Here is a 3137-nt window from a genome sequence, read left to right as displayed (position 1 = left end):
CACACACCCGCCCTCTTTCGGGGGCCGGGGACCCCCCCCCCCGCCGCCCCCGGCCCCCCCCCCGGGGGGGCCCCCCCCCCGGGGGGGGGGGGCCCCCCGGATCGCGTCGCAGCGTGGTAGGGCGTCAGACGGTCAGCGTCTGCCCGGGGAAGATCAGGTCCGGGTCGGCGCCGATGGTGCGGGCGTTCCTGCCGTACAGGCCGTCGGTGTCGACGCCGAACTTGGCGGCGATGTCGCTCAGCGTGTCACCGCTGCGGACGGTGTACTCGCCACCGGTGGTGTTCTTCGCCGCCGCCGGAGCGGACTGCGCCGGCTTGGCCGACGGGCGGCCCTGCGGGGCCTGCGCGGCGTGCGGCTGCGCCTTCGGGGCGGCCGCCTTCGGAGCCGCCTGCGGGGCGGCCTTGGGGGCCGCCTTCGCGGACCGCTTGGCCGGCTTGGCGGGGGTCGCCCGATCCGCGGCACCCGAGCCCGCCGAGGTGTCGACGGCGGCCGGGGCGCCGCCCTTGCTCAGGCCCGCCTTCTGGGAGCACACGGGCCAGGCCCCCGGCCCCTGCGAGGCGAGCACCTTCTCGGCGACGGCGATCTGCTGCGCCCTGGTCGCCTGGTCGGCCCGGGGGGCGTACGCGGTTCCGCCGTACGCGGCCCAGGTGGAGGGGGTGAACTGCAGTCCGCCGTTGAAGCCGTTGCCGGTGCTGATGCTCCAGTTCCCGCCGCTCTCGCACTGGGCGACGGCGTCCCAGGTGGAGGAGGGTGCGGCGGAGGCCGAGGTGGCCGTGACGAGGCCGGCCACCGGCAGGGCCGCGACGGCGGCGCCCGCGACGACCGCCATCCGCAGGCGGTTGCGCTTGCTGGTGGTGGTCTCGGTGGCAGCGGCGGTCTCGTGACGGGAAGTCATGAATGTCCTCTCGGCAAGCCCCGGGCGGGCAGGCGGAACCAGGCCCGGGACACGGGCCGGTCGGTTGCGCTCACCTCGCTCGTCGGGCGGCCGGCCACGTGTCGGACGTGCCGTGCCGCCCCGGCCACCTCCGCTCGCCGACGGCCCGTTCGGGCCGGTGTCGTCGGCGGGCACCGCCCTCGCGCCGGGGGTCAGTCGGCGGGCCGTGCGTCGGGGTGAACCCGGGTGGCGCTCGTTGCGCCGCCAAGAAAGCTAGGGGCACATCCGGGGCTCAGCAAGCAATTCTTGGTTCTCGCAGGTCAGTTGACTGTTACCGGCGGTATCGATCAAGAAACGGCGCCCGGTTCGACCAGGTTTGACCGCATTTTAAAGATCGAACGATCAATTTCCGTGCCCGCGCTCACATCTGTCCGTTCGTGGACTCCCGCACACCATCGACCGTCCGCAATCGGAAGATGACGGACCGTCACCAGTCCATCCGGAGTTCCCGATTCGGACCACCGATTGAGTGGCATCCGTCACCGGCGACACCCACCGTGACCACGCGACCCCGCTCAGCTACGGCCGTCGAGCTCCGCGTCCCGCGCCAGCAGCGCCGCCTGGACCCGGTTCTCACAGCCCAACTTGGCCAGGATCCGGCTGACGTAGGTCTTCACCGTCGCCTCGCTCATGTGGATCCGGGCCCCCGCGTCCGCGTTGGACAGGCCCTCCCCGAGCAGCGCCAGCACCTCCAGCTCGCGCCCGGTGAGCACCTCCAGCCGGCGCCGCGCCTGCGCGCCGCGGGCGGCCGCCGAGCCGCTGCGCCCGGCGGCCAGCGAGTCCACGATGTGCCGGGTGGCGGCCGGGGAGAGGAAGGCGTTCCCGCCGGCCGCGGCCCGGACGGCCTGGATCAGCTCGTTCGGCGCGGTGTCCTTGAGCAGGAACCCGGCGCCGCCCTCGGTCACGGCGCGCAGGACGTTCTCGCGCTCCCCGAAGGTGGTGAGGATGATCGCCCGTGCGCCGGGCGCGACCCTGCCGAGCTCCCCGAGCGCCGTCAGTCCGTCCATCACCGGCATCTGGATGTCCAGCAGGACGACGTCCACCCGGTGCGCCCGGGCCAGCTCCAGCGCCTGCCGGCCGTCGGCGGCCTCCGCGACCACCTCGATGTCCTCGGCCGACCCCAGGATCATCCTGATCCCGGCCCGGATGAGCGGCTCGTCGTCGGCGACGAGGACTCGGATCACGCTGGTCATTCCCCTCGAACGGTGGTGCGGCTGGAACTCCATCCTCACATCCCGGCCGCACCCTCCTCCCGCCCGGGGCCGGGGAGAGCGGGCCGGGGCCGGGCGCCGCGACGACGGACGGCCGACCTCAGCCCTTGGAGGTGTACTCCACCTTCTCCACCAGCACCCCTCCCTTGAAGCAGAACCGCGCCACGTGGTCGTCCGACCAGGAGTCGCCCTGGCCCTCCTTCGCCAGCGAGTACCAGCGGCAGTGCGAGTCCTCCGGCCGGGGCGGCCCGGCGGACTGGAAGTCGGAGGTGAAGAAGTCGTTGCCGGGCGGGAGCTGTTTCAGCACCTCGCCCCGCGAGTCGCCCACCCGGATCTGGTCGTAGACCGACTGCCGCACCGTCGAGTCGCTGGCGCCCCGGAGGAAGGCCACCACACCCCAGGCCACCAGGCCCGCCACGATCAGCGTCACCGCCCCCACCCCGGCCGCGCAGCCCAGCGCCGGGCGGCGCCGGCCGTCCTGCCCGCCGTCCACCGGCGGCAGCCCGCCGGCCGCCCACTCCTCCTCGGCCGTCAGGGCGGCGGCGCCCTCGGCCTCCGCCCCCTCGTAGGGGAGGACGGCGGCCAGCCGGAAGCCCTGCTCGGGCGTCGGGCCCGCGTGCACCATGCCGCCGACCAGCCGGGCGCGCTCCCGCAGGCCGGTCAACCCCTGTCCGCCGCTCACCACCGGCCCCGCGCCGGAGCGCGCGCCCACGAGCTCCGGCGCGCGGGGGTTGGTCACCTCCACCACCAGCGCGTCCGGCTCGTACCGCAGCGCGACCGCGATCGGCGCGCCGGGGGCGTGCTTGTGCGCGTTGGTGAGCGCCTCCTGCACGATCCGGTACGCCGCGTGGTCGACCGCCGCCGCGAGCGGCCGCCGCTCCCCCTCGACGCAGAGCTCCACCACCGTCCCGGGGGCGCGGGGGGCGTCCCCCAGCCCCCCGAGAGCGGCGACCCGCCCCCCGCCCCCCCCCGCGCGGGGGGCCGCGCGCGCC

3 protein-coding genes are annotated in these 3137 nt (G+C 75.3%); all 3 read right to left on the bottom strand.

What is annotated here, in order from left to right:
• Positions 1–124: 124 nt before the first annotated feature.
• Positions 125–895 (bottom strand): transglycosylase family protein, encoded by a 771-nt coding sequence (locus ACFWXO_RS27190; protein WP_380526703.1) that lies wholly within the window; start codon positions 893–895, stop codon positions 125–127.
• A gap of 554 nt (positions 896–1449) precedes the next feature.
• Positions 1450–2118: a response regulator gene (locus ACFWXO_RS27185; protein WP_375884477.1), complete on the bottom strand. Its 669-nt coding sequence runs from the start codon at positions 2116–2118 to the stop codon at positions 1450–1452.
• A gap of 127 nt (positions 2119–2245) precedes the next feature.
• Positions 2246–3137: sensor histidine kinase (locus ACFWXO_RS27180; protein ID WP_380526701.1), on the bottom strand; the 892-nt coding region annotated here is incomplete at its 5' end.

Source organism: Kitasatospora sp. NPDC059088 (assembly GCF_042738155.1).
Classification (GTDB): Bacteria; Actinomycetota; Actinomycetes; order Streptomycetales; family Streptomycetaceae; genus Kitasatospora.
Note: the sequence above shows the minus strand (reverse complement) of the source record. Positions and strands in the feature narration are given on the sequence as shown.